This is a genomic window from Gemmatimonadaceae bacterium (assembly GCA_020852815.1).
Taxonomy (GTDB): domain Bacteria; phylum Gemmatimonadota; class Gemmatimonadetes; order Gemmatimonadales; family Gemmatimonadaceae; genus SCN-70-22.
Genome location: JADZAN010000016.1, coordinates 91,230 through 115,275, shown reverse-complemented (window position 1 = coordinate 115,275; position 24,046 = coordinate 91,230). Strand labels below are relative to the sequence as shown.

General features: G+C 69.7%; 19 protein-coding genes. 10 read left to right on the top strand and 9 right to left on the bottom strand.

Annotated features, from left to right (window positions below):
* Positions 1–4: 4 nt before the first annotated feature.
* Positions 5–1,636 carry a YifB family Mg chelatase-like AAA ATPase gene (locus tag IT359_09515; GenBank protein ID MCC6929214.1) on the bottom strand — a complete coding sequence of 544 codons (1,632 nt, stop codon included), beginning with the start codon at positions 1,634–1,636 and terminating at the stop codon, positions 5–7.
* Positions 1,637–1,833: 197 nt separating this feature from the next.
* Between IT359_09515 and IT359_09510 the strand changes: the two genes are divergently transcribed.
* Positions 1,834–2,598 (top strand): hypothetical protein, encoded by a 765-nt coding sequence (locus tag IT359_09510; protein MCC6929213.1) that lies wholly within the window; start codon positions 1,834–1,836, stop codon positions 2,596–2,598.
* 33 nt (positions 2,599–2,631) lie between these two features.
* Here the strand turns inward: IT359_09510 and IT359_09505 are convergent, their stop codons facing one another.
* From IT359_09505 to IT359_09495, 3 genes are all read right to left on the bottom strand, one after another.
* Positions 2,632–3,825 (bottom strand): HD domain-containing protein, encoded by a 1,194-nt coding sequence (locus tag IT359_09505; GenBank protein MCC6929212.1) that lies wholly within the window; start codon positions 3,823–3,825, stop codon positions 2,632–2,634.
* A complete protein-coding gene (locus tag IT359_09500; GenBank protein ID MCC6929211.1) occupies positions 3,822–5,906 on the bottom strand; it encodes a hypothetical protein in 2,085 nt (694 codons plus the stop codon). Before IT359_09500 ends, IT359_09505 begins: the two co-directional genes overlap by 4 nt.
* A 68-nt stretch (positions 5,907–5,974) precedes the next feature.
* Entirely contained in the window at positions 5,975–7,252 is a 1,278-nt protein-coding gene (locus IT359_09495; GenBank protein ID MCC6929210.1) for a divalent metal cation transporter, read from the bottom strand.
* Positions 7,253–7,651: 399 nt separating this feature from the next.
* Here IT359_09495 and IT359_09490 point away from each other — a divergent pair, with 399 nt between their 5' ends.
* The gene (locus IT359_09490; GenBank protein MCC6929209.1) at positions 7,652–7,954 is read left to right on the top strand and encodes an Rrf2 family transcriptional regulator; all 303 of its coding nucleotides are present in this window, start codon (positions 7,652–7,654) and stop codon (positions 7,952–7,954) included.
* 68 nt (positions 7,955–8,022) lie between these two features.
* On the opposite strand, the gene IT359_09485 is transcribed toward IT359_09490, so the two are convergent.
* Positions 8,023–9,921, bottom strand: coding sequence for an ABC transporter ATP-binding protein (locus IT359_09485; GenBank protein ID MCC6929208.1), 1,899 nt, complete (start codon positions 9,919–9,921; stop codon positions 8,023–8,025).
* A 189-nt stretch (positions 9,922–10,110) separates the two neighbouring features.
* Here IT359_09485 and IT359_09480 point away from each other — a divergent pair, with 189 nt between their 5' ends.
* Both IT359_09480 and IT359_09475 read left to right on the top strand, forming a co-directional pair.
* Positions 10,111–10,497, top strand: a complete 387-nt coding sequence (locus tag IT359_09480) for a hypothetical protein (protein ID MCC6929207.1) — start codon at positions 10,111–10,113, stop codon at positions 10,495–10,497.
* Between the two features lie 219 nt (positions 10,498–10,716).
* Positions 10,717–13,398: a GAF domain-containing protein gene (locus IT359_09475; protein ID MCC6929206.1), complete on the top strand. Its 2,682-nt coding sequence runs from the start codon at positions 10,717–10,719 to the stop codon at positions 13,396–13,398.
* Between the two features lie 84 nt (positions 13,399–13,482).
* On the opposite strand, the gene IT359_09470 is transcribed toward IT359_09475, so the two are convergent.
* Positions 13,483–14,019, bottom strand: a complete 537-nt coding sequence (locus IT359_09470; protein ID MCC6929205.1) for a DinB family protein — start codon at positions 14,017–14,019, stop codon at positions 13,483–13,485.
* 199 nt (positions 14,020–14,218) lie between these two features.
* On the opposite strand from IT359_09470, the gene sulP reads away from it, so the two are divergent.
* Positions 14,219–15,931, top strand: a complete 1,713-nt coding sequence (gene sulP, locus IT359_09465; protein ID MCC6929204.1) for a sulfate permease — start codon at positions 14,219–14,221, stop codon at positions 15,929–15,931.
* A 58-nt stretch (positions 15,932–15,989) separates the two neighbouring features.
* Here the strand turns inward: sulP and IT359_09460 are convergent, their stop codons facing one another.
* A complete protein-coding gene (locus IT359_09460) occupies positions 15,990–16,271 on the bottom strand; it encodes a hypothetical protein (protein MCC6929203.1) in 282 nt (93 codons plus the stop codon).
* Positions 16,272–16,512: 241 nt separating this feature from the next.
* On the opposite strand from IT359_09460, the gene IT359_09455 reads away from it, so the two are divergent.
* A complete protein-coding gene (locus tag IT359_09455; protein MCC6929202.1) occupies positions 16,513–17,508 on the top strand; it encodes an NAD(P)H-quinone oxidoreductase in 996 nt (331 codons plus the stop codon).
* A gap of 151 nt (positions 17,509–17,659) precedes the next feature.
* Positions 17,660–18,109 (top strand): GNAT family N-acetyltransferase, encoded by a 450-nt coding sequence (locus IT359_09450; protein MCC6929201.1) that lies wholly within the window; start codon positions 17,660–17,662, stop codon positions 18,107–18,109.
* 3 nt (positions 18,110–18,112) lie between these two features.
* On the opposite strand, the gene IT359_09445 is transcribed toward IT359_09450, so the two are convergent.
* Positions 18,113–19,069 (bottom strand): PD40 domain-containing protein, encoded by a 957-nt coding sequence (locus IT359_09445; GenBank protein ID MCC6929200.1) that lies wholly within the window; start codon positions 19,067–19,069, stop codon positions 18,113–18,115.
* A 260-nt stretch (positions 19,070–19,329) separates the two neighbouring features.
* On the opposite strand from IT359_09445, the gene IT359_09440 reads away from it, so the two are divergent.
* Both IT359_09440 and IT359_09435 read left to right on the top strand, forming a co-directional pair.
* Positions 19,330–20,985 (top strand): long-chain fatty acid--CoA ligase, encoded by a 1,656-nt coding sequence (locus IT359_09440; protein ID MCC6929199.1) that lies wholly within the window; start codon positions 19,330–19,332, stop codon positions 20,983–20,985.
* Between the two features lie 108 nt (positions 20,986–21,093).
* Positions 21,094–22,542, top strand: a complete 1,449-nt coding sequence (locus IT359_09435; GenBank protein MCC6929198.1) for a DNA polymerase IV — start codon at positions 21,094–21,096, stop codon at positions 22,540–22,542.
* Here the strand turns inward: IT359_09435 and IT359_09430 are convergent.
* On the bottom strand, positions 22,472–23,035 hold the full coding sequence (locus tag IT359_09430) for a hypothetical protein (GenBank protein ID MCC6929197.1): 564 nt from the start codon (positions 23,033–23,035) through the stop codon (positions 22,472–22,474). The genes IT359_09435 and IT359_09430 overlap by 71 nt on opposite strands.
* A gap of 202 nt (positions 23,036–23,237) precedes the next feature.
* Here IT359_09430 and IT359_09425 point away from each other — a divergent pair, with 202 nt between their 5' ends.
* Entirely contained in the window at positions 23,238–24,029 is a 792-nt protein-coding gene (locus tag IT359_09425) for a TIGR00266 family protein (GenBank protein MCC6929196.1), read from the top strand.
* Positions 24,030–24,046: the final 17 nt, after the last annotated feature.

Below are 24,046 nucleotides of genomic sequence, written 5' to 3'. Positions count from 1 at the left end.
AAAGTTACGCGACCTCCACACGCGCTGGCAGGTTGTCGTGCGTGCGGACAAAGAGCGCCTCTGCGACATGCGCGCGCTCGACGCGATCGCTCTCGTCGAGATCGGCGATGGTGCGGGCGACCTTGAGTACGCGGTGATACCCGCGCGCGGAGAGGGAGAGCCGTTCGGCCGACGTTGCGAGGAGGGCGCGCGCGTCGCTGGCGATGGCGGTGTTGGCATCGAGCCAGCGGCCGGCTACGTGGGCGTTGCACGTCACGCGACGGAGACGTCGGTAGCGATCCACCTGTCGAGCACGCGCGGCCACCACGCGTGAGCGCACCGCCGCTGACGCCTCGCCTTCACTCGTCGCGCCGAGTGTGGCGATGGAGACCGCGGGGACATGCACGGTCATGTCGAGGCGATCGGCGAGCGGTCCGGAGACGCGTGATCGATGTCGCGCCACGTCGGCGGTGGTGCAGGTGCAGCGCAGCGACGAAGCGGTGGTGTGGTCGTTGGAGGAGCGTGCGGGGTGCATCGCGTGCCCGCAGGGGCAGGGATTCATCGCGCCGACCAGGGCGAACTTGGCTGGGAACACCAGCGACTGCTGGGCGCGCGAGATGAGCACGCGGCCGTCTTCCATGGGTTGTCGCAGCGCGTCGAGGACCGAGCGCGGCATCTCCTGGAGTTCATCGAGGAAGAGGACGCCGTGGTGGGCGAGGCTCACTTCCCCTGGGCGAGGGAGCGAGCCGCCGCCGATGAGCGCGGCGACGGAGAGGGTGTGGTGGGGGGCGCGGAACGGACGTTCGGCGACCACTCGGCCGCGCGTGTGGAGGAGTCCGGCGACCGACTGCACGGCCATGACTTCCAGCGCCTCTGATTCACTGAGCGGCGGGAGGATCCCGGCCAGGCGGCGCGCGAGCATCGTCTTGCCTCCGCCGGGAGGGCCGACGAAGAGGAGGGCATGGCCGCCCGCCGCCGCGATTTCGAGGGCACGCTTGGCCGACTCCTGTCCCACGACGTCGCGCAAGTCGAGCCGTTCGTCGGTGCCCAGCTGGGTGTCGGCGCCCACGGCGCCCGCCTCGCCGGCAGGTGCCGCACCCCTCGCGGCAAGGGCGCGCCACGCTTCCCCGCCCTCCCGCAGCGCGGCGACCAGCTCCGAGAGCGACGCCGGCGCAAGGCTGGCAAGTGAGGAAACGACGCGCGCTTCGCCCAGGTTGGCGGGAGGGACGATGAGTGTGGGGGAGCCGCCGGCAGGCGCGCGGCGTGCCGGTGCGAGGTGGAGCGCGATGGGCACGACGCCGCGCACGCCGCGCACCGCGCCATCGAGCCCCAGCTCACCTAAAGCGACAATGCTGGCCACGGCCGCCGGCTCGAGCTGACCGGTCGCCACGAGCACGCCTAGCGCGATGGGAAGGTCGAAGGCGGTGCCGTCCTTGCGCTGGTCGCCAGGGGCAAGGTTGATGGTGTAGCGACGCGGCGGCACGAGGAAGCCGGCGTTGGTGAGCGCCGCGGCAACGCGCTCCTTCGCCTCCTTCGCCGCGCCGGCCGCGAGGCCGACGATGGTCCACTGCGGGAGCCCCTGCGCCGCGTCCACTTCGACGGTGACATCGTATGCCTCGACACCGAGGACGGCGGCGGAACGAATCGCTGCGAGCATGGCGCTACGATGGCGCATGACCGCGCCGGGAGGCGTACCATTTTCCTGCACATCGTCTCAATTCACTGCAGCGCCGGCGTCGGTTGCCCTCCCGCGAGGCGCCGGTACCTTACGCCGCGCGCCCATCGCGGCCGGTGCACGCGGTCCCGGCGCGGTCGCGCAGCCGATCGTCCGATCCTTCCACGTCCCAAGGCGTCATGTCGATCCAGTACGTCGATCCATCGCTTCCGCGCGTCATCGATGGCTGGCGCTCCCCGCGCCTCGGGCTGTCGATGCCGATCGTCTCCTACGGACACGCGGGGACGCCGATCCTCCTCTTCCCCACCGCCGCCGCCGACTTCCTCGAGAACGAGCGGTTCTTCCTCGTGAAGGCGGTCGAGCGATCGCTGCTGGCGGGGCGCATCCGGCTCTTCTCGATCGACAGCATCAACTCCTTCGCCTGGATGGACAAGGAGACGCCCATTCCCGAGAAGGCGAGGCGCCAGGCGCTCTACTCGGCGTACATCGAGGACGAAGTCGTTCCCTACATCCGGAATGCCTGCCGCGACGGCGGGGCGCGCGCGCTCACCACGGGGGCGTCGTTCGGCGCCTTTCACGCCGCCAACGCCTTCTTCCGCCGAAGCGACCTGTTTGGCGGGACGATTGCGATGTCGGGCTTCTACGACCTCGCCCCGAACTACCTGCACGGCTATCGCGACGACAACGTCTACTTCAACAACCCGCTGTGGTACCTGCCGGGAATGGAGGGCGCGACGCTGGACCGGATGCGGCATGACGCGCGAATCGTGATCGTCTCCGGGCAGGGGGCGTACGAGGCGCCGGACGCCTCGCGTCGCCTCTCCGAGCTGCTGCACGCCAAGGGGATCCCGCACTGGCTCGACCTGTGGGGCCACGACGTGCGGCACGACTGGCCGGCCTGGCGCCAGATGCTCCCCTATCACCTGGCGCAGATGGGGTTGTAGGGCATGCCGCCGCGGCGCCGCGCCCCACCGGCGTCAGTCGATGGCGGCGGCGACGTCCTCGTCGATCGAATGCGCGGTCGCCAGCCGCAACTCGGAGCCGCGGATCATCCCCAGGAAGGCATCGGCGATGGTAGGATCGAACTCGGAGCCGACGCGCCGCTCGATGTAGGCGAGGATCGACGCGGTATCCCAGGCCACGCGATACGGACGGTGGGTGCGCAGGGCGTCGAAGACATCGCAGACGTGTACCAGGCGGCTCGCGTGGTGGCAGTCCCGTCGGGTGCAACGCGTGGGATAGCCGCCGCCGTCGATCATGATGTGGTGCTCGAAGGCGACGACCGCACTCAGGTCGAGATGCCGGTCGGCCTCGAGGATCAGCCGCGCCCCCTCGACGGTGTGGGCGCGCATGAGGGCGAACTCCTCATCGGTGAGCGCGCCGGGCTTGCGCAGCACCTCGGGCGGAATCTTGACCTTCCCCAGGTCGTGCAGAAGTCCGGCGACGCCGTAGCTCCGCACCTCGCGCGACGAAAGCCCAACGCGCTCGGCCAGCGCCATTGCCAGCACCGAGACGTTGAGCGAGTGCGTGGTGGTGTACTGGTCGAACTCCTTGAGGCTGAGCAGCGGGATGAGCGCGCGCGCCGAGCCGTGCATGGCGCTGGCCAGCGACTGCACCACCGCCTCGGCCTCCGCCAGCGGCAACGTGCGCCGGGCCACGACCTCGTCGTGCATCCAGCTCACGACGTCCGCTTCCTCGGAGAGATCGAGGCGCAGCGCCTCGTCCATCGCCTCGTCCAGCTCCTCGTCGCCCCCGTCGCCCAGCACACCGACCGCGCCAAAGCGGATGGGCGTCGTACGTTGCGCCGTCAGGGCAGCCAGCGGTTTGTCGCGCATCCCGGGCGCGAGAGCCACGCGTCCCAGAAGCTCCTCGAGGAAGACGCGATACATCTCGAGGTCGACCGCCGTCTCGAACTCGATGCGCTGCACGCCGACGCTGGAGAAGCGCTGTGCCCAGTCCCAGTCGGCGAGGTCGCGGAGCGGGCGCTGGGCGTAGATCACCTCGCGCCCCAGGAAGGAGAAGACCGGGGCGGGATCGATGTCCTGGAGCGTGCGCAGCCGGGCAAACGACGCGTCGGCGGCGCGGGCGCGCGCCGGGTGCCCCTCGGCGTAGAGCGACATCTTCGCCAGCGCCTGCGCCAGCGACGTGAGGTAGAGCGTGGCCTCGGTCATCCGGTGGCCCCCATTCCCGTGGAATCGGCGCGGGTGAGCGCGGCGCGGCGCACCGCATCGTCGCGACTCCGTTTCGCCAGCTGCAATGCCTGCTTGGCGCGCGCATCGTCGCCATGGTACTGTGCCAGCGCCCCAATGATCGCCAGTACCTCGCTGCTCGACTTGCGCAGTCGCACCCCGCCCGAGAGCCAGCGCGTGGTCATCACCTGCGACAGGAGCCACTCCAGCGTCTCGCTGCTCCGCACGCTGGCAATGGCGCGCACCATGCGCGCCCGCATCTCGCCCGCCAGCTCGGGCTCGTCGAAACGGCGCATCAGAATGCGCGCGGCCTCCGGGGAGCATTGCCGCATCACCGCGCTCACCGCCATTCGAAGCGTGCGTTCGTCGGCATCGATGAGCCCCAGTCGCGCCCCCTGCGCACGCGTCCGGTCGTGCTTGAGCAGGAAGCGGATCGTCTCGCGGCGCACGTTCACGTCGGCGTGGCGCGCAAGCGCGACCGGATCGACCCCGTCCGGCCAGCGGTCCATGCGATCGAACAGCGTCACGAGGTGGCGCAGCGCGCGCGGCGGAAGGGTGGGAAAGGCCGTCGCCAGCGACGTCAGCAGCTCCGGCCCAAGCCGCGACAGCAGGTCGAGGATCCACTCCGCATCGCTCTCGCTGCGCCGCGCCAGCGCCTGCAGCAGCGGGTCGATGGCGCGCAGCCCCAGACGATCGATGGCGTGGGAGAGTACCGGGACCTCGGGGCGATCCGCGGCGAGCTGCTCGCGCAGCATCGCCTCGTTCAGGAGGCGCCCTTCGAGCGCGTCGCGTGCGGCGGAGGGCGGGTAGCGCAACAGGCGTTCGAGCGTGGCGGCGACTCCCTCGCGCATCACCAGTCGGCCCAGGGCGGCCTCGGTACTGGGCGAGATCACTCCCGCGTCGAGGCTGATCTCGAGCATGCGCTCCGGCTCGCAGCTATCGCGATGCTTGTCGCGCGCCACCTGGGAGCCGGACTGCGACAGATCCGTGAGCACGAAGGTGTAGGTCTCGGGATTGGGATCGTCCAGCGTCCAGTCGCGCAGGAGCCGCCCCACCACGCGCCGCAGCGCATGGTCCATCTGCCGAGAACCGCCTTTCCCCGCGGAAGCGCCCCGCGCCAGCTTCTGCAGGAGGCGCAGCATGGAGCCCGAGATCGGCGCCCCGTCCTGGCTGGCGGCAACGCGCACCAGGTCGACCACCGCCTGCGCGCCAAGCACGCGCGAGGCGCGATGCAGGAGCGACTGCCGCTTGGTCGCGTCGCCCCCCATGTCGAGCAGCATGGCCACCGTCTGCTCGCTGAGCAGCTCGATGAGCTGCGACACGCGCTGCTTGAGAACCGTCGCCGCCGAGCCACCTTGCTCGATCGCGTCCAGCGCGTGGCGCAGCGCCTCGAGGAGCGCGTCTCGCCCCCCCGGCGCCGCGGCGCGGGCCTCGAAGGCCTGTGCGAGTTCGAGGGGCGATCGCAGCTCGCTCCCCCGGCCCCCGCCGTCACCCGACAGCGCAGCCTGGGCAAGCGCCGTCCACACCAGGTCCGTGCGCGACCCGGGGGGCAACGACTCCCCCCCTTCCCCATCGGTCGCGCCGTCCAGCAGCGCCAGCTGGTTGAATGCGACGGGGATGACGTGAATGTGACTCCACGGCTCCACGCTCTCGATTCCCGGCGCCCCCAGCGCCTCGCCACCGCGACTGGTGGGCGACGCCAGGCGCTCGACGAAGTCGTCCAGTTCCCCGCGCGACACCCCAGCGATGATCCGCACTCCTCCCAGGAGGTGGTCGTGCAATCGCTCGGCGAGTTCGCACATCAGCGGGTTGTGCGGATCGGTCGAGATGCCGTCGAGGAGGAGGTGCGAGCGCCCGACGCCGATCGACAGCTCCGGCCGGGTCGTCAGGAGGGCCGTGAGGCGATCGAGAACGCCTTCCACCGCCCCGGACTGCATGGGGTGCCCGGCGGGGTAGATGCCGCGCTTGTGCACAGCCACCGCCAGCTCCTGCGCGAACTCACGTAGTTCGGGCGGGAGCGAGTCGGCCAGGGTGGGCGAGGCGCCGGAATGGGGATGCGTCATGGCGGGAGATCGGCCGCATGCCAGCCGATGACCAAAAGACGATTGCCACGGCGCGACGTTACCGTCCGCTACGGCGTCGCAAAGAGCCTGGGCAGCTCGCGCACCAGCGTGTAGGCGCCCATCGCCGCCATCGCCAGCGCCACCACCCATCCCGCCAGCGTCAGCATCGCCGGGTGCTGGTACTCGCCAACGATGTCGCGCCGGCGCGCCGCCAGGAGCATCGCCCCCACCGAGAGGGGGAGGATGAGGCCATTGAGCGACCCCACCAGCACCAGTGTCCTCACCGGTTGCCCGATGAGGAGGAATGCCACGGTGGAGACGGCAATGAAGGCGATGATGACGACCTCGGGACGGCGATCGACCACGCGATTCACCGAGCGCAGGAAGGAGACGGACGTATACGCCGCCCCCACGACCGAGGTGATCGCCGCCGACCACATCACGATCCCGAACAGGCGGTAGCCCAGCGTCCCGGTGGCCAGCTTGAACACCGACGCCGGCGGGTTGGCGGGATCGAGCACGCCGCCCGCGCTCACCACGCCTAACGCGGCAAGGAAGAGGAGCGTGCGCATGAGCGAGGCGATCCCGATGGCCTGCGCCGCCGATCGCGTGACCTCGCCAATGGCCGCTGGACCGCCGATCCCCGCGTCGAGCAGGCGATGCGCCCCGGCAAAGGTGATGTAGCCGCCCACCGTCCCGCCCACGAGCGTGACGATGGCGAAGACGTCGAGCTGCGTGGGCGCAACGGTGCGCGCGATCGCCTCGCCCACGGGCGGTGCCGAGGCGATGGCGACGTAGATCGTGAGCGCGACCATCACGAAGCCCAGCCACTGGGCAAAGCGGTCCATCGCCCGCCCCGCCTCCTTGGCGAGGAAAAGGGCGACGGCAATCGCGCCACTCACCAGCGCGCCGGTGGCGGTCGGGATGCCGAGCAGCACGTTGAGCCCCAAACCAGCTCCTGCAACGTTGCCGATGTTGAAGGCGAGCCCTCCCGTGGCGACGAGAATGACGAGGAGCGTTCCCAGCCCCGGCATCACGGCGTTGGCGACATCCTGCGCTCGGCGGTTGGCGGCGGCGATCACGCGCCAGGTCGTGAGTTGCGCGCCGAGGTCGAGCAAGACGCTCATCAGGATCACGAAGCCGAACGACGCCCCCAGCTTCGCGGTGAAGACCGCCGTCTGCGTGAGGAAGCCCGGCCCGATCGCCGAGGTCGCCATGAGGAACGCCGCGCCTACCAGCGCGCTGCGGCGCGCGGCGGAGTACCCGGCCGCCCGACCGGAGGTGAGTGACGACTGCGTGTCGGCGGAGGACGGGCGGGGCGGCGGGGGATGGGGCGTTTCGGGCACGTGGGGTGGCGGGGGGGTGGGGGGGTGGGGAGCGGGTGGCGTTTGGGCGGGGAGAAGATACGGTTGGGATCGTGAGCGGCTACCGCGCCGTGCGGTGGGTCATCCGGCGTTGCGGGGTGGGTGGCGGGGCGGGTGGCGGGGCGCCCCCCACAGCCGATCGGCCGCGGTTTGGACCGTTAGGACCGAACTCGCGGTCCCATGGCGGAGGGTAATCAACCCTGCTATATAGGCGCGCCCTTACGACCAAGAGCGTGCGGCGCGACAGACCCCCTGGCGTCGCATCCGCTGCAGGTCGGCACGCCCATCTCGCCGCCTCCGATGACGTCGACTCCCCCCCAAGTCCGCACGCTCCCCCGCGCCGCGTCGTCGCAGTGGACCTTTCTCACGAACCACGCACATGTGCTGCTGGCGATCGCCCGCGACCATGATGTGCGGCTCCGCGAGATCGCCGTGCAGGTCGGGATCACCGAGCGGGCGGTGCAGAAGATCATATCGGAGCTGGAAAACGCCGGCGCCCTCTCCAAGTCGCGCGACGGCCGTCGCAACCACTACGAGGTCAACACCGACGTTGCGCTGCGCCACCCCATGGAGTCGCACCGCACCGTCGACGCCCTGGTGCGCATGGTCCACGACCGCGACCCACTCGCCCAAATTGGGGTCAGCCAAATTGGGGTCAGAGTCACCGAGAATTTGGTTCGGTGACTCTGACCCCATCGACGCCAAGCGAGCCGGCCACAACAACTTACCTGTAGAGCTCGCCTTTCGCGAGCCTAGCGCCCGCCGCGCGACGCGGACGACGGCGCGTCGCCCGCCGCGTCGGGTTCCGGCGTGAAGTCCTCGCCGGGATTGATGAAGCGATCGACCTCGATCCCGTACTGCCGGTCGTGCAGCTCCTTGTAGCGCCCCGCCATCGCCATCAGTTCGGCATGCGTCCCGCGCTCGATGATGCGCCCGTCCTCGATCACGAGGATCTGGTCGGCGCTCTCGATCGTTGACAGGCGGTGCGCGATGACGAACGTCGTGCGGCCACTCCGCAGACGCTGCAGCCCGTCACGAATCATCGCCTCGCTCTCGCTATCGAGCGACGACGTGGCCTCGTCGAGGATGAGAATGCGCGGATCGGCGAGGATTGCGCGCGCTATCGCCACGCGCTGCCGCTGGCCGCCGGAGAGCTTCACCCCACGCTCCCCCACGATCGTCTCGTACTTCTGCTCCCACGATTCCACGAACTCGTCCACGTGCGCGATGCGCGCCACGCGACGCACCTCCTCGTCGGTGGCATCAGGACGCGCATAGGCGATGTTGTCGCGAATCGTCCCGTCGAACAGGAAGTTGTCCTGCATCACCACGCCCAGGTGCCGCCGGTACTCGTGCAGCTTGAGCGTGTCCAGGTCGTTCCCGTCGACGATGATCCGCCCCGCCTTGGCGCGGTTGAACGCCATCACGAGGCCGATGAGCGTGCTCTTCCCCGCCCCGCTCGATCCCACCAGTGCCGTCGTGGAGCCGGCCGGCGCGGTAAAGGAGATGTCGCGCAGCACCGGCACCCCGTCCACGTACTCGAAGTCGACGTGCTCGAACTCGATCGCGCCGTTGACGTCGGGGACCGGCGTCTTGGTGGCATCGAGCGCGTCCTCGGTCGCCATGTCGCGGATCTCGCGTATGCGGTCGAGCCCCGCGAACGCCTCCGAGATCTGCGTCCCGATCGATGCGATCGACACGAGCGGCGCCGCCACCAGCCCGATGAAGAAGATGTAGCGGACAAAATCGCCTAACGTCATCTCGCCGCCGATGATCGCGCGCCCGCCCATGATCGTCAGCAGCACGCCGATGACGCCGACGATCGCCGTCGTCGCCGCCCCCACCGCGCTCGTCCCGGTGATCGTCGAGCGCACGTTCTCGAACAGGCGCTCGGCCCCCGTCGCGAAGACCTTCTCCTCGCGATCTTCGGCCGTGTACACCTTCACGATGCGTACCCCGCCCACGGTCTCCGTCAGGCGACCGGTGACCTCGGCGTTGATCACGCTGCGTTCGCGAAAGATGGGACGCAGTCGCTTGAAGGCGATCGCCATCATCACGCCAAAGGCCGCCAGCACCACCAGCGTGATCGAGGTGAGCTTCCAGCTCGTGTAGAACAGGACCCCCAGCGCCAACACCGCCGTCAGCAGCCCCCCCACCAGCTGCACGATGCCCGTCCCCACGAGGTTCCGGATCCCTTCGGCATCGGTCATGATGCGCGAGATCAGGACGCCCGTCTTGGTCGAATCGAAGTACGAGACCGGGAGGCGGAGGATGTGGCGCTGCACGTCGACCCGCATGTCGGTGATGGCGCGCTGCGCGGCGATGCTCACCACCTGCGAGAGGGCGAACGACGTGATGGCCTGCACGATCGTCGCCCCGCCGCTCGCCAGCGCCAACGGGAGGAGGAGGTCGATCCGATTCTGCGACAGGACGTTGTCGATCAGGTACTTCGAACTCGCCGGCAGCACCAACCCTGACAGCCGGTTGACGATCATCAGCATGAAGCCGATGGCCAGCGAACGCCGGTGCGTCCACATGAGCGCGCGCGTTTCGGCCCACGCGCGGGCGGTGTTCACTTTCGGCTTGCTTGGCGAGGGAGGCGCACGCCGGGCGGGCGCCGTGGAGCGAGCGGCAGAAGTCGTGTCGGCCATGGGGTGAGGCGAAAGTCGGCTTTCAAGGTAGCCTTCGGGACGGCACGATGCGCTCGGTCGATCGAGGGACCCCTGAGGGCGGGGCCATCTGATCGGATTCTTAGCGTCGCCCCCGCCGCCGGCGCCGGCCGAAACTCCCCCGACAGCGCGCCGTAGGGGCGTCAGTCCTTCGCGCCGGGGAAATGTCCCATGTGGGTCCTGCTCAAGTCGTTGCTCGCCAAGTGGGCCATCCTGAAGCTCGTCCTCAAGGCCTTCGGGAGCCTGGGATGGCTCCTCCCCCTGGCGGTCCTGCTCAAGGCGCTGGGACTCCCCTTCCTGTTGATGCTCGCGCTGCTGGCGATTCCGCTGCTGTTCGTCCTCGCGTTGATCGGGCTCCCGTTCCTGCTCGTGACGCTCGTGGGTGGCGTGCTCGTGACGCTCACGCTGTGGATCGTCTCGATCGGCGTGGCGGCGCTCAAGATTTCCATCCCGCTCATCCTCGTCTATTGGGTGCTGCGCTGGATGTGGTCACGCGGTGGTGATGCGACCGGCCCCGTCCCACCCACCTCCGCATCCACTCCCCCCGACGCTGCCTGACGAGTCGCGCACGCGGGAATGCGCGACTCGGTAGGCGCGCCTCGAACGTCGTGACGCGCAAGTCGGCAGACGCAAGGCACGTCGGCGCTCGCGCAGCCTGACGGTGCGCGCCGACGCGCGTCAGTATCGATGGGAGCGCTAGGAGTTCCCCGAGTTGTTGGCGCCGCCTGGATGCGCCACCTTGGGTGTGGACCTCCTGTCGACCTCACGCTCACTGCCGTGTTCGAGTCGAATCTGCCGTCTGACGATCGCCCGTTTGCCACCCTCGAGAATCGCCCGCACAGCGTGGCGGAGCTCGCGCGCGCGGCGCGTTTCGCCATCACGTTACAACGCGTGGCCTCGGCGCTGGCGTCGACCCTCGAGCGCGACCAGGTGCTCGCGGCCATCATGCGCACCACGCTCGATGCGCTGGGCGCATCGGCCGGCGGGATCGCCGAGATCTCTGCCGATGGCGACTCGCTCAGCGTCGTTGCAGCCGTCGGTTACGACGAGAAGCTGCTGGAGCGTTTCGCGCGCGTTCCCGTGGCCAGCATCGACGCCGTGATTCGCCTGGTCCACGATCGCGCGCCGTACTACATCACCTCCCAGGGCGATCTCGAGCAACTGGCACCGACGGTCGCCGCGATGTCGCGCCCCGCTGGGGCGCGCGCGGTGCTGCCGCTCGCCACCTCCGATCGCTTCGTCGGCGTCCTCCTGCTGACATTCGCCGACGTGCGCGACTTTGCGCCTGACGAGCGCGAGTTCCTGGAAGCACTCGCCCACCAGTGCGCGCTGGCGCTGGAGCGCTCGCAGCTCTTCGACCGCGAGCGCGAGGCGCGGCGTGCGTCCGATGCCGCCATCGAACGGCACCTCGCCTCGCTCGACCGGATGAGCGACCAGTACTTCGTCTGCGATGGCGAGTGGCGTTATGTGCAGATGAATCGCGCCATGCGGAGCTTCGTCAGGGACAACGGCTTCGTCCCGGAGGAGCTGCTGGGGCAGGTGATCTGGGACGTATTCCCGCGCCTGCGGGGCGGGCCGATGCACGCGGCGATGGTGCGCGCCCGCGAGTCGCGCGCCACGGTTGCCTTCATTGCGCGCGGGACCTACGCCGATTCGCACTACCAGGGCAACGCCTTCCCCCTGGGCGACGGCGTCGGCGTGCACGTGGTCGACATCACCGAGCAACGCCGCGCCGAGGAGGAGGTCACGCGCCTCACCGCCGCCCTCAAGCGGCGCGTCGACGAGATGGAGGCGATGCTCAAGGTCATCCCGGTCGGCATCGGGATCGCCAACGACCCGCGCGGGGTGGACATCACGACCAACCCCGCCATGGCCGCGCTGCTGCGCATCCCGCAGGGGGTCAACGCCTCCAAGTCCGGCCCCGACGCCGACACCCTCCCCTTCCGCGTCTTCCGCGATGGCGTCGAGCTGCGCGATGACGAGTTGCCGATGCAGCTGGCGGCGCGCACCGGGCAGGCCATCCCCTACAACGAACACGACATCGTGTTCGAGGACCAGACGCGCGTCACACTCCTCGCCAGCGCCGCCCCCATCCTGGGCGACGAAGGACACGTGCGGGGGAGTGTCGGGGCCTTCGTCGACATCACCGCTCGCAAACGGGCCGAGATCGCCACCCGCGTCCTGGCCGAGGCGTCGGCCGCCTTCGCCTCGTCGCTCGACATCGGCCGCACCTTCACGCTGCTCGCTCAGCGCGTGGTCCCGGAGATGGCCGACGTCTGCGTGATCTTCGTGGTGCGCGAGTCGGGGAGCATCGGCGTGGTGGCCATGGAGTCGACCGACGCCACGATGTTCGAGATGCTGCAGGCCTTCGACCGCGCGCACCCGGTGGACGGCACGCCCACGCACCCCGTCTGGCATGCGCTGCGCGATGCGCGCTCGATCCTCGTCCCCAGCGTCAACGAGGCGAGCGTGGCGTCGATGCTGTCGGGCGAACAATCCGTAATGCAGCTGGCGCGCGACACCGCAACCACGTCGCTCCTCATGGTCCCCATCGCCACCCGCGGACGCGTGCTGGGCGCCATGGGGATGGGGACGCGCGGGATGCGCCGGCGCTTCGACCAGGGTGACCTTGCCCTCGCCGAGGAACTGGGGCGGCGTGCGGCGATGACACTCGACAACGCCATCCTCCTCGCCGCCGAGCATCGTGCGCGCGACGAGGCCGTCTCGGCGCGCAATGAATCCGAACGCGCCAGCCGCGCCAAGAGCGACTTCCTCGCCATGATGTCGCACGAGCTGCGCACGCCGCTCAACGCGATTGCCGGCTATGCGGAGCTGATCGAACTGGGGCTGCGCGGGCCGGTGACCGAGGCGCAGGTGGTCGACCTCCAGAAGATTCGCCAGAACCAGCGCCACCTGCTGGGACTCATCAATTCGGTGCTCAACTTCGCGCGGCTCGACGCGGGGCGCGTCATCTACGACATGGCGAACATCCCGGTCGCCGCCACGGTGCGCGCCGTGGAATCGCTCATCGAACCGCAACTGCGCGAACGGCAGCTCGTCTACCAGCTCACTCCATGCGAGTCCACGGTCACGGTGCGCGCCGACAGCGAGAAGCTGCAACAGATCCTGCTCAACCTCTTGGGGAATGCCGCCAAGTTCACGGCAGCTGGCGGCAACATCGACGTCTGGTGCGTCACCGAGCCGCGCGCCGTGCAGCTCAAGGTGCGCGACACGGGGATCGGCATCCCCGCCGAGCAATTCGAGCGCATCTTCGAACCGTTCGTGCAAGCCAACCGGTCGCTGCGCACGTCGAAGGAAGGGGTCGGACTTGGTCTGGCGATCTCGCGCGAACTGGCGCGCGGCATGGGGGGAGAGCTCACCGTCGAGAGCGAGGTGGGGGTGGGGTCGACGTTCACCCTGACGCTGCCGCGCGGTCCGGATCGCACCCCGCTGGCGTGACGCCGCCAGCCGCAACTACGCGCCCTGCCGCCGTGCGCGCCGTGCACACCGTGCACGCCGGTGCGCACGTAGCCCAGATCGTGCTCACGCACCGCCCGCGCGCAGCCGTTCGATCTGGAGCATGTGTCGCCGCTCGTGCCCGGAGATCATCTCGACCCACTCATACAGGTTGAGCACTCCAAGGCGGGGATGCGGAAAGGTCACCGTCGCGAGCGCGTAGCCGTCGCCCTCGCGGGCCCACGCATGCAACCCTTCCCGCGACTCGCGCAGCCGGGCCAGCGCCGTCTCGATACCGGGGGTGTCGGTGGGAGTGACGAAGTCCGGGGCCTCCAGCCGCCGCGTGCCGCTGGCGAGCCCCGTCGCGTCGAGGATGCCGCGCAACGAGGAGGTCTCCGTCTCGGCGCCCAGGCCAGCCTTCCTGGCGTCCTTGAGGGCGCGGAACATCGCACGCACCGACGACTGCTCCACCAGGTGCAGGTGCGCCAGTTGCTGCGACAGGCTCCACCCTCCGTTGGCCCCCGCCTCGTGAGCACGCTCGGCGGGAAAGGCGGCCACTTGTGCCAACAGGGCGTCGCGCGTGCTGTCGGCGTATTCGATCAGTTCGGCGAGTCTCGGATGCATGCCGCGATGGGGATGAAGGGAGGGACAGGGTGCGCTGAATCTACGGGAGCGCCGTGGCGCCGCGAGCGCCGGAGGGCGAAGCGCGTGTCAGACGCATGTGCGGCGTTCGCGGACGACCGAAGATGGGGTGACAACTGGCGGTGCGCCGATGCATCATCCACACGGCCCGTCGTGAGAGACGCTCCTCGCTCGCTCCAACATGTCAGTGTTCGTCCCCAAGCTCGTCACCACGCTCAAGGATTACGATCGCCGCCAGTTCGCCGCCGACCTCACGGCCGGGACGATTGTCGGAATCGTCGCCCTTCCGCTGGCCATCGCCTTCGCCATCGCCAGCGGCGTCACCCCGGAACGCGGGCTCTACACCGCGATCGTCGCCGGCTTCATCATCTCGGCGCTTGGCGGATCTCGCGTCCAGATCGGCGGCCCCACCGGGGCATTCGTCGTCATTGTCTATGGCATAGTCCAGAAATACGGACTGGAAGGGCTCACCGTCGCCACGGTGATGGCCGGCGTGATGCTGTTGGCCATGGGATTCGCGCGGCTCGGGACGATCATCAAGTTCATTCCCCAACCGCTCATCACCGGTTTCACCAGCGGGATTGCCGTCATCATCTTCACCGGTCAGGTGAAGGACTTCCTCGGCCTCAGGATGGGGAACGTCCCGGCCGACTTCGTGGCGAAGCTCCAGGCGTACGCGGAGAACTTCGCGACCATCACACCCGCGGCGGTGGCGGTGGCATCGATCGCGCTGCTGATCGTCGTGGTCTGGCCCAGGTTCTTTCCCAGGATCCCGTCGCCGTTCGTGGCGCTGATCGTGACGACGGCCGCCGTGCACTTCTTGCACCTGCCGGTGGAGACGGTGGGGTCGCGCTTTGGCGAGCTGCAGGCGTCGCTCCCCCGCCCCGTGGTGCCGCACCTCTCGTTTGCCGACGTGCAACGCCTGGTGTCGCCGGCCTTCACCATCGCCCTCCTCGGCGCCATCGAGTCGCTGCTGTCGGCCGTTGTCGCTGACGGGATGATCGGGTCGCGGCATCGCTCCAACATGGAGCTGGTGGCGCAGGGCGTGGCCAACATCGCCTCACCCATCTTTGGCGGGATACCGGCCACGGGAGCCATCGCGCGCACGGCGACCAACGTCAAGAGCGGCGCTCGCACACCGGTCGCCGGCATCACGCACGCCGTCGTCCTCCTCCTCATCACGCTCTTCTTCGGGAAGCTGGCGGCGCTCATCCCGATGGCGACGCTGGCGGCAATCCTCGTGGTGGTGGCGTACCACATGAGCGAGTGGCGCACCTTCCTCGACGAGCTGCGCGGCCCCAAGGCCGACGTGGCGGTGCTCGTGACGTCGTTCGTCCTCACCGTCGTCGTCGACCTGACGGTCGCCATCGAGGTGGGGATGGTGCTGGCGTCGTTCCTCTTCATGCACCGCATGGCAGAGGTGACGAACGTGAACGCGGTCACGCGCGAGTTGCGGCGCGAGGCCGCGCTCGACGAGGAGCTCGATCCCAATTCCGTCAGCACCTACGACATCCCGCCGGGCGTCGATATCTACGAGATCAACGGCGCCTTCTTCTTCGGCGCGGCGGAGACGTTCAAGGACACGATCAACCAGGTGGGGCGGAAGCCGAAGGTGTTGATCATCCGCATGCGCAACGTCTCGCTCCTCGATGCCACCGGGCTGCGCGCGTTGCGCGACGTGGTGCATCGCAGCCGTCAGGATCGCACGCTGGTCCTGATTGCCGAGATCCACACGCAGCCGCTGGCCACGCTGGAGCGTTCGGTGCTGCGCGAGGAGCTGGGCGACGAGTCGATCTACATGACGCTGGACGATGCGCTCGATCGCGCGCGGCACTACCTCAGTGCGCGCACCCCCACGCCGCCCGCCGGAACGCCAGCGGCCGGCCACCGTTAGGCAGCCGGCCGCTGGAACGGCGCGAGGGCGAGTCGCCTGCGCCGCGTGGGGACGCGAGTCAGATGCCCGGCGGCAGCGCGCGCCGGATGTCCCGCTGGCCGTTCGCCACGCCCAGCCCGACGCTGATGCCGAAGCCGAGCGCCGTTCCCGCCCCAACGATGGGAAGCAGCGCGACGATGGGACTGGCGATCATGCAGGCGCCCAACCCGGCGAGGATCGGCGCGAAACCGGATTGTGCGGCATCGACGTAGCGCAGGCGGTCGCGCACGAAGGCGCGCGCCTGGGTGTACCCGATCAGGGCGGCCGCGATGCTGGCGGCAAGTCCGAGCAGTCCGAACATGGGCGATTCCTCGTGTGACGATGGAGCCGGTGTGCTCATTCGTACGGCGGCACGCCCCGCCGGGTTTCGCCTCGGGCGTTCCGCGAAACCCAAGGCACGACGCCGCGCCCCTCTCCCGCAACCAACGGTCGACCGATTGCCACGCGTGGCCTAGGTTGATGCAGCCGTTCCGCGGCGCGACGACTCGGCGAGTGCCGCCCGGTCGCCGCGCATAGTGCACGCGCACCTCCGCCCCGCCCCCATGCTGGCAGCCGTCATCACGCGCCCCGGCCCTTCCGACGTGCTCGAGCTTCGCGAGGTCCCCACGCCGACGCCCGCGGCGCACGACGTCCTCGTGCGCGTGCATGCATCCGCGCTCAACCGTGCCGACCTCGCGCAGCGCGTCGGTCGATATGCCGCTCCCTCCGGAGTTCCGGCGGACATTCCCGGGCTCGAGTTCGCCGGGGAGATCGCCGCCACGGGGAGCGACGTCTCGCGCTGGCGCAGCGGCGACCGCGTCTTCGGACTCGTCGGTGGCGGCGCACACGCCGAGTACGTCGTGGTGCACGAACGCACCATCGCGCGAATCCCCGATGCACTTCCGTGGCACGAGGCGGCGGCCATCCCCGAGGCGTTCCTCACCGCATACGATGCCATGGTCACGCAGGGCGCCATGCGCGCCGGCGACTTCGTCCTCGTGCACGCCGTGGCCAGCGGCGTGGGACTGGCCGCCGTGCAGGTAGCGAAGGCGTGGGGCGCGCGCGCGTTCGGCACCACGCGAAGCGCGGACAAGCTCGCCATCGCCAGCTCGTTAGGCATGGAGGACGGCATCGCCCTTCCCGACTCCCCCGCACCACTGGTCGATGCGGTGCGGGCGTGGAGTGGCGGGAACGGCGCCGACGTGGTGCTGGACCTCGTGGGGGGCGGCTACGTCGCACCCAGCGTCGACGCCGCGGCCTTCAAGGGGAGGGTGATCCTGGTGGGGGCGATGGGCGGGGCGGACGCGCGCTTCGACGGTCGCCAGGTGCTCTTCAAGCGCCTTCGGCTGCAAGGAACGACGATGCGCTCGCGGTCGCTCGCCGAACGCATCGCGGTAGCCGACGTCTTCACCAGCGAGATCATCCCGCGCGTCGAGCGCGGCGAGCTGCGCCCGGTCATCGACACGGTCTATTCGTTCGCGCTGGTGGCCGATGCGCACCGGCGGCTGGAGTCCAACGACACGACGGGGAAGCTGATACTCGAAGTCCCGGCCCGATGACGGCTCATTGGCGGAACTTGCGCGGCGGGGCATGGGTATTTATGCATTCACCATGCATAAGATCGCGTCTCGCCGCCGCTTACCGTCCGCGGCTCCCACCACCCGACCGTCGCGCCCGCATCTCAGCGCGACGCACGTGGTGCGCGGAGCCGTGCTCTCGGACGCCGCCGAGATCCACGAGCTCGTGGCGCATCACGCCGAATCGGGGCTCCTCCTTCCGCGCAGCGCCGAGGAGATCGCCGCCGCGGTCGACGACTATGTAGTCGTTACCGACCGCCACGGTCGCGTGCGCGCCTGCGCGGCGTTGCTCGAATACTCCCCGTCGTTAGGGGAGGTGAGCTCGGTGGTCGTCGCTCCCGATGCGCAGGGACAAGGGCTGGGGAGCATGGCGGTGCGCGGCGTCGAGGCAATGGCGCGCCGGCGCGCGATCGACGAGTTCTTCGCGGTCACGCTGGCCGACGGCTTCTTCCAATCGCTCGGCTACGAGCGCTGCGCCATTGCGCGCTATCCGGAGAAGCTCGCCCGCTACGACGCGCTCCAGGCGCGCGGCGTGCAGGTCATTCCCAAGTCCTGCTTTCGCAAGTTGGCGAACTGGGAGTAGCCGCTACTTCGCGACGGGAATCGCCACGATCGCGATCCGGTCGCCGGCCGGCGACACGGCGAGGCGGCTGATCGACGAGAGTCCTGCCCCGGCGAGATCGGCCACCTCCTCCCACGCCACCGTCCCCCGGGGATCGGCGACGAAGAGCTTGCTCCCGCTCCCGGCGACGAGCCGCCCGTCCGGAAGCCATGCGTAGTCTTCCGTCCCCTTGGGGAGCCGGGCGATGGGGCGCGACGCGCGCGTCGCAACGTCCAGATCCATGACGTACCAGTTTTCCTCGTACGCCTTGCTCACGTACGAGACGTGGTTGGTCCCGGGAATGCGATGGAGCGATCGCCCCACGTTCACCATGACGGTGTCGGCGCGACCGGTCTGGAGATCGCCCACCACCAGGTTGGACGGGGTGCCGAGAACGAACATCACGAGGTGCGTGTCGTCGGCCCACGCGTGGTAGCCGACGGGCTTGAGCGCGGGGAGGTAGGGGCTCTCCCGGCCACCGTCGCGGCTGAGTGGCACGCGCCAGAGCCGCTGCGCCGAGTCGCGCTCGACGCGGATCACGGAGATGGCGCCGCCGCCAGGCACTTCGGCGGCGGAGTACTCGCTCTCCGGCGCGGTGTGCGTCACGCGCGTGATGGCGCCGGTGGCGAGGGTGATGCGGTAGATGTCCGCTTGGGCGTCGTCGCGGGTGGACGTGTAGAAGAGCGCGCTGCCATCGCGCGAGAAGCTGGGCTGATTGTCGTAGCCGGGACGCGCCGTGACGTTGCGGGGTGTGCCGACGGTGACGCGAGCGCGTCCACCCCCTAACGACGCGAGGAAGATGTCGGGATCGCCTTGCGCGCCGGCGGGCGTCGCGAGCCACGCAAGCGACGTGGCTATCACGACGTGCACGGTTCGCAGCAGCGAAGGCGTGCGCCCACCGCCAGGCGGGAGCGAGCGATGCAGAAGCGCAGCGTGCGACATGCGGGGGGTGGTGAGGGAAGGCATCAGCGTACAGGTTAGCGCCGCGCGTGGCCACGAGCCAGCGCGCGGAGTGATGGGCGGTCGCGCGGTGGCGCCCTGTCGTGCGCGGTGGCGCCCTGTCGTGCGCAGAGGAACACGCGCCCGCAGTGGTGGGTTGTGCAAGGTGGTGGGGGGTGGCACTTTCTGGCGCCCCGTGAGTCCCATGGCTCGCCGGCGCATCCCCCCTCGCCCGTCTCCATCGCCTGCCCGGAGTGCTACGCATGCTCGGCATGATGCAGGAAGTGCCGCTGTCGATCCCGATGATGATTCGACGCGCCCGCGATCTCTTCCCCGACAAGACGGTCATCTCGCGTCGCCCCGACAAGCGCATCACGCGTGCGACCTATGGCGAGGTGATCGCGCGCGCCGGTCGTCTCGCGCGCGCGCTGCAGGGGCTCGGCCTTGCCCCCGGTGACCGGGTGGCAACGCTGGCGTGGAATCACCAACGGCACCTCGAGGCGTACTTCGCGATTCCATCCGCGGGGTTCGTGATGCACACGCTCAACCTGCGGCTGCATCCCAGCGACCTCGCCTACATCGTGAACCACGCCGAGGATCAGGTCGTCCTCGTCGACCAGGTGTTGTGGCCGCTATGGGAGAAGGTGGCGCCGCAGGTGAAGGTGAAGCACGTGATCGTGATGTCCGATGGAGGCGACGTCGCGGCCGGCGCGCACGACTACGAGGCGTTCATTGCCGCGGCCTCCAGCGAACCGTTCCCGTTCGACGACATGGATGAGCGACTTGCCTGCGCCATGTGCTACACGTCGGGAACGACGGGGCGCCCCAAGGGGGTGCTGTACTCGCACCGCTCGATCGTGCTGCACTCCTTCATGTCGATGGCCTCCGACGGTGCGGCGATCACGGAGCGCGACATCATGATGCCGGTGGTCCCGATGTTCCACGTGAACGCGTGGGGCTTCCCGTACACCTGCGCCTTCATGGGTGCTGCGCAGGTGCATCCGGGGCCGCATCTCGATCCGCAGTCGCTGGTTGAGCTGATGGCGTCGGAGCGCGTGACGATGAGCGCCGGCGTCCCCACGATCTGGCTGGGGATCTTGCAGCTGCTGGATGCGCACGCGGGAAAGTACGACCTGTCATCGCTGCGCATGACGCTGGTGGGGGGCGCGGCGCCCCCCGAGGCGATGATCCGCGGCTTCCGGCAGCGGCACGGCATCTTTGTACAGCAGGGGTGGGGAATGACCGAGACCGCCCCCATCGGCTCGATCTCCAAGGTATACAGCAGGCAAGAGGGCATCCCCGAGCACGAGCGCTTTCGCCAACTGGCGAAAGCCGGCTTTCCCGTTCCGGGCTTCGAGATTCGCGCGCGGAGCGAGGACGGGCTCATTCCCTGGGACGGGAGGACCATGGGCGAGCTCGAGGTGCGCGGCCCCTGGGTGGCCCGCGCCTACTACAAGCCCGAAGATCCCATCACGCAGTTCACCGACGACGGCTGGTTCCGCACCGGCGACATCGTCACGCTCTCGCCCGACGGCTGCATAACGATCACCGATCGTTCGAAGGACGTGATCAAGTCGGGAGGCGAGTGGGTGAGTTCGGTGGCGCTCGAGGGGGCGTTGATGGGGCACGCCGAGGTGTTCGAGGCCGCGGTGGTCGGGCTCCCGCATCCGCGCTGGTCGGAGCGCCCCTTTGCGCTCGTGGTCCGCAAGCCCGGAATGGCGGTGGAGCAGCAGGCGCTCAAGGCGTGGCTCGCCGAGCGCTTCGCGTCGTGGTGGGTGCCGGACGAGATCGCCTTTGTCGACTCGCTGCCCAAGACGGGGACGGGGAAGGTGCAGAAGGTGGTGCTGCGCGAGCAGTACCGCGACCGCTACGCCGGGGCCGATGCCTCGCCGGCCGCCAGCTCGGCGGCGGACGCCTAACGCGGTCGGGCGAGCCTCGCGCCGGCGCGCGGGACACGCCGATACTCGCCGGGAGCGCCGCCCTTCCTCCGGTGGAGGGCGGCGCTTGGTATCTTGCACGACGTCACCATGCGTTCCGCCTCCGGACTGTCCACGCACGCCGCGCCGACCGACGCGCGACCGCGCCGCATCCTCCTCGTGGATGCCGACGCCTTCTTTGTCGCGGTCGCGCGCATGGTGGATCCCGACGGCGCCGGCAAGGCGAAGCTGCTGATCGTCGGGGGGGCCCCGGGTTCGCGCGGCGTGGTGTGCTCGGCGTCGTACGAGGCGCGTCGGTTCGGCGTGCGGTCGGCGATGCCCATGGCGCGCGCGGTGCGGTTGTGCCCGCAGGCGATGTGCGTCCCCGTGCCGCGCGGCGCGTGCGGGCGCAAGAGCCGCGAGATCTCCGCGGTGCTGCATCGCTTCGCTCCCGTGGTGCAGGCGGCCAGCATCGACGAGTGGTACCTGGACCTCTCCGGCACCGAGGCGCTGTACCGCGAGGCGCCGCTTGGCGAGGTGGCCCACCGGATCCGCGACGCCGTGCGCGCCGCCACCGGACTCACCGTCTCGTTAGGTGGCGGGACCAACAAGCTCATCGCCAAGCTCGCCGTCGAGTTCGGGAAGCCCAAACCGGGAAGTGCGGGGACGGGCGTCTTCGTCGTCGCGCCGGGGGCGGAGGGGGACTTCATGCAGCAGGTGCCGCTCGGCGACATTCCCGGGGTGGGGCCGCGGCTGCGCGACCGCCTCGAGGCGCTGGGGCTGCGTTCGGTACCGGATGTCCTCGCCGCCGGGATTCCCGCCCTGGAGCGCATGCTGGGTGAGCGCGCCGGCCGGTGGCTGCACGAGCGCGCCAGGGGGATCGGGAGCGTCGAGGTGGTGGCGCGCGAACGACCAAAGAGCGTCAGCCACGAGGACACGTTTCACGATGACGTGAACGACGACTCGGTGCTGGGCGTGGAGTTGGTGCGCCTGGTGACGAAGGTGGCGTCGGACCTGCGGGCGAGGGAGCTGTCGACACGCACGATCAGCGTGAAGGTCAAGGACGCCGACTTCCGCATCCGCCGTGCGAGCCGGACGCTCGAGTCGCCGGTGGTCGCCGACCGCGTGATCCTCGAGGTGGCGCGAGAGCTGTTGCACAAGCTGCGGGGTGCACGACGAACGCCGGCGCGCCTGCTGGGGGTGGGACTCTCCGGGCTTGGCGACGACGCGGACGGCGCGGAGGGCGAGGGCCAGCTTTCGCTCTTTGGGGACGCCCCCGCCGTGGCGACGCTGGAGACCGCGAGGGACCGCGCCCTGGCCAGCGCGGTGGACACGTTGCGCTCGCGTTACGGCGCCGACGCCATCGTCCCCGGTCGCCTGGCGACGCTCGGAGCGCGCAGTGCCCGCGGCGCGCCGCGCGAGGTCTCCCGTGACGTGCCGCGCGATGCGCCGCGTGACGCGCCGCGTGACGCGCCCCGACCGCCGGCGCCTAACGCTTCGCCGGCTGCGGAAGTCCCGCCCCCAGGGCGAGGGCCAGGCGCTCGACCGTCCGGTCGTTGAGGCTGAGGATCACCGCCGCCATGTTGTTCGAGGTGACGAGCGTGGGCGGCGTGCGCCACGCGTGACGCGTCCCCTTGGGCGAGGCGCTGGCGCTATCGAGCGCCGCCGTGTCGCGCTCGCGCGCCTGCGCCGACGGATAGAGGAAGATCAGCGCCTCGTGCTCGGGGTTGCCGATCTCATAGCTGGTGCCGGGCACCGAGAAGAACGGGAGCGTCACGCTCTCCGGCTTCTTCGTGAAGACGACCCCCGAGTGCGTGAGGCGATCCTCGACGGCGCATGGCGTCCAGTCGCCCTCCATGGGGCACGCCGGCTTTCCGTTGGCGGCGGCGGAAGTCGCCGCCGGTGCGCCGGCGCTCGCCTGAGGCGATGCCCCCTCCCCCGTCTTCGTATCGTCTGACGAGCACCCGGCGCCGAACAGCGTGACGAGGCACAACGCGACTGCGGCGGCGCGCGCGGCACCAGCAGTGACCAAGGGGCGGGGCGAGGTAGGCATGACCACCAAGCTAGTGCGGCCGACGGGGTGCCGCACGCACTCGCTCGCGCGCGTCCCCACGCGCCGGCGCCCCTACCGTTCGCGCGAGGCGGTCGTTCTCTTCCCGAAACAGCGACCGCGGCGGCCACCGCCGCACGCGTTCGTGCATCGCCGCGGCTCGGGGCCCGGCGACCGCGTCCGCCACACACACGTCACGGCCAACATGCGAGCAGACGAGATCGACTACCGATTGATTGGCGACGACCTGCAGGGCGTGGTGATCACGCTCGACCCGGGCGAGGCCGTGGTGGCCGAGGCGGGGGCGATGATGTACATGCAGGACGGCATCACGATGGCCACGTCGCTCGACCAGACGGGACGCGGCGGCGGGCTCTTCGACAAACTGATGCAAGCCGGCAAGCGCGTCCTCTCCGGCGACTCGTTCTTCGTCACCTGGTTCACCAACGCGGCAACGGTCCGGCGCGACGTGGCATTCGCGGCGCCGTATCCCGGCAAGATCCAACCCGTCGACCTCAGGTCGTGGGGCGGGACGCTGATTGCGCAGAAGGACTCGTTCCTGTGCGGGGCGCGCGGCGTCGACGTCTCCATCGCCTTCACGCGTCGCATCGGCGCCGGCTTCTTTGGCGGCGAGGGGTTCATCCTGCAGAAGCTCGTTGGCGACGGGCTCGTCTTCCTGCACGCTTCGGGGACGCTGCTCGAGCTCGACCTGGCGGCGGGCGAGCGGCTTCGCGTCGACACGGGCTGCCTGGTGGCGATGCAGCCCACGGTGCAGTACGACATCCAGATGGTCCCCGGGATCAAGACGGCGCTGTTTGGCGGCGAGGGACTCTTCTTCATGCAGCTGACGGGGCCCGGTCGCGTCGTGCTGCAGACGCTCCCCTTCTCGCGACTGGCCGACCGCATCATTGCGGCGGCACCTCGCGCCGGCGGCGGGAGGCGGGAGGAAGGTTCGGTCCTGGGCGTGCTGGGCTCGGTGCTCGACGGGGATCGCTGACGCGCGCGACGGCGTGC

Excerpts from the sequence above, each read along its gene's own strand:
- IT359_09425 (MCC6929196.1), top strand. The coding sequence starts at position 23,238 with ATGCGAGCAGACGAGATCGACTACCGATTGATTGGCGACGACCTGCAG.
- IT359_09440 (MCC6929199.1), top strand. The coding sequence starts at position 19,330 with ATGCTCGGCATGATGCAGGAAGTGCCGCTGTCGATCCCGATGATGATT.
- sulP (MCC6929204.1), top strand. The coding sequence starts at position 14,219 with ATGTCAGTGTTCGTCCCCAAGCTCGTCACCACGCTCAAGGATTACGAT.
- IT359_09435 (MCC6929198.1), top strand. The coding sequence starts at position 21,094 with ATGCGTTCCGCCTCCGGACTGTCCACGCACGCCGCGCCGACCGACGCG.
- IT359_09430 (MCC6929197.1), bottom strand. The coding sequence starts at position 23,035 with ATGCCTACCTCGCCCCGCCCCTTGGTCACTGCTGGTGCCGCGCGCGCC.
- IT359_09510 (MCC6929213.1), top strand. The coding sequence starts at position 1,834 with ATGTCGATCCAGTACGTCGATCCATCGCTTCCGCGCGTCATCGATGGC.
- IT359_09485 (MCC6929208.1), bottom strand. The coding sequence starts at position 9,921 with ATGGCCGACACGACTTCTGCCGCTCGCTCCACGGCGCCCGCCCGGCGT.
- IT359_09515 (MCC6929214.1), bottom strand. The coding sequence starts at position 1,636 with ATGCTCGCAGCGATTCGTTCCGCCGCCGTCCTCGGTGTCGAGGCATAC.
- IT359_09445 (MCC6929200.1), bottom strand. The coding sequence starts at position 19,069 with ATGTCGCACGCTGCGCTTCTGCATCGCTCGCTCCCGCCTGGCGGTGGG.
- IT359_09460 (MCC6929203.1), bottom strand. The coding sequence starts at position 16,271 with ATGTTCGGACTGCTCGGACTTGCCGCCAGCATCGCGGCCGCCCTGATC.
- IT359_09470 (MCC6929205.1), bottom strand. The coding sequence starts at position 14,019 with ATGCATCCGAGACTCGCCGAACTGATCGAATACGCCGACAGCACGCGC.
- IT359_09480 (MCC6929207.1), top strand. The coding sequence starts at position 10,111 with ATGTGGGTCCTGCTCAAGTCGTTGCTCGCCAAGTGGGCCATCCTGAAG.
- IT359_09455 (MCC6929202.1), top strand. The coding sequence starts at position 16,513 with ATGCTGGCAGCCGTCATCACGCGCCCCGGCCCTTCCGACGTGCTCGAG.
- IT359_09500 (MCC6929211.1), bottom strand. The coding sequence starts at position 5,906 with ATGACGCATCCCCATTCCGGCGCCTCGCCCACCCTGGCCGACTCGCTC.
- IT359_09505 (MCC6929212.1), bottom strand. The coding sequence starts at position 3,825 with ATGACCGAGGCCACGCTCTACCTCACGTCGCTGGCGCAGGCGCTGGCG.